At 42.2% G+C, this 5,096-nt stretch carries 5 protein-coding genes; 3 read left to right on the top strand and 2 right to left on the bottom strand.

Going from position 1 to position 5,096, the window contains the following annotated elements; all coding sequences use genetic code 11:
- The coding region (locus E2K52_RS13345) for a rod shape-determining protein (RefSeq protein WP_171478867.1) at positions 1 to 432 on the bottom strand (432 nt) is incomplete at its 3' end.
- 131 nt (positions 433 to 563) lie between these two features.
- On the opposite strand from E2K52_RS13345, the gene gatC reads away from it, so the two are divergent.
- From gatC to gatB, 3 genes are read left to right on the top strand one after another with little or no spacing between them, the layout of a single operon-like run.
- Positions 564 to 878 carry an Asp-tRNA(Asn)/Glu-tRNA(Gln) amidotransferase subunit GatC gene (gene gatC, locus E2K52_RS13340; protein WP_151205525.1) on the top strand — a complete coding sequence of 105 codons (315 nt, stop codon included), beginning with the start codon at positions 564 to 566 and terminating at the stop codon, positions 876 to 878.
- 52 nt (positions 879 to 930) lie between these two features.
- Positions 931 to 2,409, top strand: coding sequence for an Asp-tRNA(Asn)/Glu-tRNA(Gln) amidotransferase subunit GatA (gatA, locus tag E2K52_RS13335; protein WP_151205524.1), 1,479 nt, complete (start codon positions 931 to 933; stop codon positions 2,407 to 2,409).
- A complete protein-coding gene (gene gatB, locus E2K52_RS13330; RefSeq protein ID WP_151205523.1) occupies positions 2,409 to 3,884 on the top strand; it encodes an Asp-tRNA(Asn)/Glu-tRNA(Gln) amidotransferase subunit GatB in 1,476 nt (491 codons plus the stop codon). The genes gatA and gatB overlap by 1 nt, the downstream gene beginning before the upstream one ends.
- A gap of 29 nt (positions 3,885 to 3,913) precedes the next feature.
- Here gatB and E2K52_RS13325 read toward each other — a convergent pair whose 3' ends face one another.
- Positions 3,914 to 4,990, bottom strand: a complete 1,077-nt coding sequence (locus E2K52_RS13325) for an AIPR family protein (RefSeq protein ID WP_161981141.1) — start codon at positions 4,988 to 4,990, stop codon at positions 3,914 to 3,916.
- Positions 4,991 to 5,096: the final 106 nt, after the last annotated feature.

The raw sequence follows: 5,096 nt of genomic DNA, 5'->3' as shown, positions 1-5,096 counted from the left end.
CATCGGCTCTTCAATCAGACGGACTTCACGCGCACCGGCATTATATACCGCCTCGCGGATCGCCCGGCGTTCAACCAGAGTCGATTTACATGGCACACAGACCACGACACGCGGTGCTGGCGGAAATAAACGTTTTTCGTGTACCTTACCAATGAACTGATTTAACATGGTTTCGGTCACTTCAAAATCTGCAATTACACCATCTTTCATCGGACGAATTGCAGAGATATTTGCAGGCGTACGACCGAGCATTTGTTTCGCGTCAAGACCTACAGCAGCAACAATTTTATGTGAACCGCTATGACGGATGGCTACAACCGTCGGTTCATTTAATATAATGCCTCGTCCTGGCGCATAAATAAGTGTATTTGCAGTACCTAAATCAATAGCGAGATCTGGCGAAAACAAGCCTATTAGTCGTTTTAGAATCACGGGGACGTTCTCAGTTAAACTTTATATGGACGCAAGGTGGCCACTTTAACTAAATGTGATGATTTGGACAAGTCAATCGCTTATCATAACGCATGATAATTTGAATTTTTTAATACTGATTAGGTAATATTATGTCTACATCGGATGCACAGTCTTCTGCAGATTTAAATGCAGAAACAGTTTCAGCTATTGCCCACCTCGCAAGGTTATCTCTTAATGATACGCAATCTGCTGAATATGCTCAAAGTCTAAATAAAATTTTAGGCATGATGGAAACCCTGAAAGGCATCGATACAGACGGTGTTGAGCCGCTAAAAAGCCCTTTCGATCACCCGCAGCCATTACGTGAAGATGTCGTGTCGGAAAGCAATCATCGCGAGCAGTACCAGGCCATTGCCCCTGCAGTTCAGGACGGCTTATATCTCGTGCCGCGTGTGATTGAGTAATTACTACCCAGTTCATTCTTTTTATTAAATTAAACGTAAAGAATTATTTCTCATGACAGATTTACATCGCTTATCCATTCGTGAACTTAGTGAAGGCCTGGCCAATGCCCAGTTTTCATCCCGCGAATTAACTGCACATTATTTAAAGCGCATTGAAAAGATTGATGCTCAGGTGAAGTCTTATGTGACTGTCACTGCTGAACAAGCCTTAGCGCAAGCCGATGCCGCAGATGCGGCCATTAAAGCCGGAAATGCAACCGCACTGACCGGAATTCCGATTGCACACAAAGATATTTTCTGTACCCAAGGCATTAAAACCACTGCCGGTTCTAAAATGCTGGACAATTTTATCTCTCCTTACGACGCAACCGTTGTAGCGAAAGCTAAAGCTGCGGGCCTGGTGACCCTCGGAAAAGTGAACATGGACGAGTTTGCCATGGGTTCGACTTCCGAGTCATCTTACTTTGGCGCGACCAAAAACCCTTGGGCTTTGGATCATGTTCCAGGTGGTTCTTCGGGCGGTTCTGCTGCGGTTGTAGCGGCTGATCTAGCACCCTTCGCAACCGGTACTGATACAGGTGGTTCAATCCGTCAGCCCGCCTCTTTCTGTGGTCTGACTGGTCTGAAACCGACTTATGGCCGTGTATCGCGTTTCGGTATGATCGCGTACGCATCATCACTGGACCAAGGCGGCCCAATAGCACGTTCGGCTGAAGACTGTGCTTATCTGATGAACGTGATGGCCGGCCATGATGCTAAAGATTCTACTTCAATCAATAAAGAAGTAGATGATTATGTAGCAAACCTCAATGGCACATCAGTCAAAGGCTTACGCATTGGTATTCCAAAGCAGTACTTCAATGTTGAAGGTTTGGCTGCCGATGTGAAAGCACGTGTTGAAGAATCCCTGAAAAAACTGGAAGACATGGGCGCCATTCTGGTTAAGATTGATCTCAACATGACTGAAAGCTATGTACCGACCTACTACCTGATCGCACCTGCAGAAGCATCGTCTAACCTGTCCCGCTATGACGGCGTGCGTTATGGCTACCGTGCAGAGAATCCTGTGGACTTGATGGACTTGTACAAACGCTCACGCTCTGAAGGTTTTGGTGCTGAAGTACAACGCCGTATTCTGATCGGGACCTATGCTCTGTCGGCAGGTTATTACGATGCTTACTATGTAAAAGCGCAAAAAGTCCGTCGCCTGATCCAGCAAGACTTCTTAAAAGCCTTTGAAAATGTAGATGTGATTGCTGCACCATCTGCACCAACTACAGCTTATAAGATTGGTGCTAATCTAAGCCCAACGGAAATGTATTTGGGTGATATCTATACCCTCGCAGTGAACCTGGCAGGTCTTCCTGCGATTAACGCGCCTGTTGGTTTTGACCAAGACCACTTGCCAGTTGGCTTACAACTAATTGGTAACTACTGGTCAGAATCTCAATTGTTGTCTGTGGTCCATCAGTACCAGCAAGCCACAGACTGGCATACCAAACGCGCGGCAATTGCTGAGGAGAACGCATAATGGCTCAAGCTCAAAAAAAACCAAAGTCAAATTTAATTGATGGTTGGGAAGTTGTCATTGGGATCGAAATCCATACGCAACTGGCGACCAAATCTAAAATCTTCTCGGGTTCTTCCACTGAATTCGGTCAAGATCCAAATACCCAAGCCAGTTTGGTGGACCTTGCTATGCCGGGCGTACTACCGGTATTGAACAAGGAAGTGGTTGATCTTGCCATTCGCTTTGGTTTGGGAATTGATGCTTATATCGACCAGGCTTCTGTATTTGCACGTAAAAACTACTTTTACCCAGATTCGCCTAAAGGCTACCAGATCAGCCAGATGGACAACCCGATTGTGGGCCTCGGTCATATCGATATCCAGCTGGACGATGGCACAGTTAAACGCATTGGCGTGACGCGTGCGCACCTTGAGGAAGATGCGGGTAAATCGATTCATGACCAGTTTGAAGGCATGTCAGGCATCGACCTTAACCGTGCAGGTACACCGCTGCTTGAAATCGTTTCTGAACCGGATATGCGTTCGGTCGAAGAAGCGGTGGCTTATATTAAAGCCATTCATACACTGGTACGCTGGTTAGGTATTTCTGACGGTAATATGGCGGAAGGTTCGTTCCGTGCCGACTGTAATGTGTCGTTACGCCGTCCGGGTCAACCGTTCGGTACACGTTGCGAGCTGAAAAACCTGAACTCATTCCGTTTCATTGAACAGGCGATTAATGTTGAAATTGAGCGTCAAATGGAAATTCTCGAATGGGACGGCACCATTGATCAGGAAACGCGTCTGTTTGACCCGGTGAAGATGGAAACCCGTTCTATGCGCTCGAAAGAAGAAGCGAACGATTACCGTTACTTCCCTGACCCAGACTTGTTACCTGTGATCATTGCAGACGAGCAAATTGAAGCCATTAAAGCAACCATGCCTGAACTTCCTGCGGCACGTCGTGCGCGTTTCGTGGCGGACTTTGGTGTGACTGAGTACGATGCTCATGTGCTTACACTAACGCGTGAAATGTCAGAGTTCTACGAAGACGTCGTTAAAGCTGCTGGTGGCGCTGCGCAAGGTAAGATTGCTGCAAACTGGGTCATGGGAGAATTCTCAGGTGCTTTAAACAAAGCTGGCCTAGACCTTGCTGACTCTCCTGTATCTGCGGAGAAACTTGGCGGCATGATCGCGCGTATTGTGGACAACACCATTAGTGGTAAGATCGCGAAACAGGTATTCGGTTTCATGTGGGACGAAGGCAAAACTGCGGACGAGATTATTGCTGAGAAAGGCTTGAAACAGGAAACTGATACAGGTGCGATTGAAGCGATTATTAAGGAAGTGCTTGCTGCCAACGAGAAGATGGTTGAAGAATATAAATCTGGTAAAGATAAAGCGTTCAACGGTCTGGTTGGTCAAGTAATGAAAGCGTCTAAGGGTAAAGCTAACCCTGCTCAAGTGAATGAATTGATGAAGAAATTGATTGGTTAATCTGATTTTTCTTTAAAAGAAAACCCGCTTTAGAGCGGGTTTTCTATTAATTTCATATTTGCAGATTCCACTCTATGCTCGTCAAACCCAACTATAGTTCCTTGTCTATCATATAGAATTCCATCTCGTTGTCGGTAAAAATCGCCTCTTTTAATTAGTAACCTAACCGCATCAAAGTATTCTCTTCTGCTACACCCTAACACCTTTATTATTTCCTTTTCCATATATGGCTTCCATGGTTGGGGTGGTAAAATTTCTTTAACTTTATTAAGAAAGTTATCGCTAATTATACTATTAATTCTATTAGCATTAATACCAAAATTTTTCTCACTATATGGGTTAGCCTTAAAAACAATCATTTTATTTTTAACACCATATTTAGTTTCATAATAATTCAAAATTTTAGAAATATTTCCATTTGAAACAGGTAGACTTTTAGCTGATATATTTACCTCAATATCATTAACTACCTCCAATACAGACTCATTAACTATAAGCTCATGATTATATTCAATAATCTCATTTACACTAAAATCAAACCTACCATAATATTTAGACAAAATTAATAAACCAACTAGATATCGCCATTTTTTAAGAAACTTTTCAGATGGTGCACTTTTACTTCTATGTAATTGCAAATATTTATCTATACTTTTAAAAATACGTGCTAAAGCAACCCAAACTCTAATATTTGTATTCTCATTAAATATAATTTTGTATTTTTCTTCGTCTCTTATGACTTTAGGTCTTAAAGATACTGCTTTAGCAGGAGATTTTAATACCAAGGCTAAATATGCTGATGCTAAATATTGTAAAGTAATTAAATCATGTACCGATACACCCTGATTCAAATAAAAATTCTTTCTTCTCTCATAATACAGACCTGATTGTAAAAGAATCTCTTCAATATCTCTTTGGATTTTATCGGTTGCATAAAGTGATGTTGATTCAACCATTGTTTGGTTATTAGTTGCTTTAATAATTGAGTCTCTTAAATTTCCATCACTAGTTACAATAACTTTAACGAGTACACACCTCTCATCATCTAAGAGAACAGATTCTTTTGAACTAAAATAATTAAAAATTAGACTTCCGTCATAAATCAAAAAACGTACAATTTATTTGATCTTAAATTAATCAGCAAAATTATTTAATTCAAGGGATAATTCTTGGATGAAATTCAAAGATATTCAAAAATTATCAGACGTTAAA

Source organism: Acinetobacter sp. RF14B (assembly GCF_006864105.1).
GTDB classification, from domain to species: domain Bacteria; phylum Pseudomonadota; class Gammaproteobacteria; order Pseudomonadales; family Moraxellaceae; genus Acinetobacter; species Acinetobacter lwoffii_C.
The sequence above is the reverse complement of the archived record's forward strand: the minus strand, read 5'-3'. Positions and strand labels throughout refer to the sequence as shown.

Coding starts and splice junctions, on each gene's coding strand:
- gatA (WP_151205524.1), top strand. CDS start 931: ATGACAGATTTACATCGCTTATCCATTCGTGAACTTAGTGAAGGCCTG.
- gatB (WP_151205523.1), top strand. CDS start 2,409: ATGGCTCAAGCTCAAAAAAAACCAAAGTCAAATTTAATTGATGGTTGG.
- gatC (WP_151205525.1), top strand. CDS start 564: ATGTCTACATCGGATGCACAGTCTTCTGCAGATTTAAATGCAGAAACA.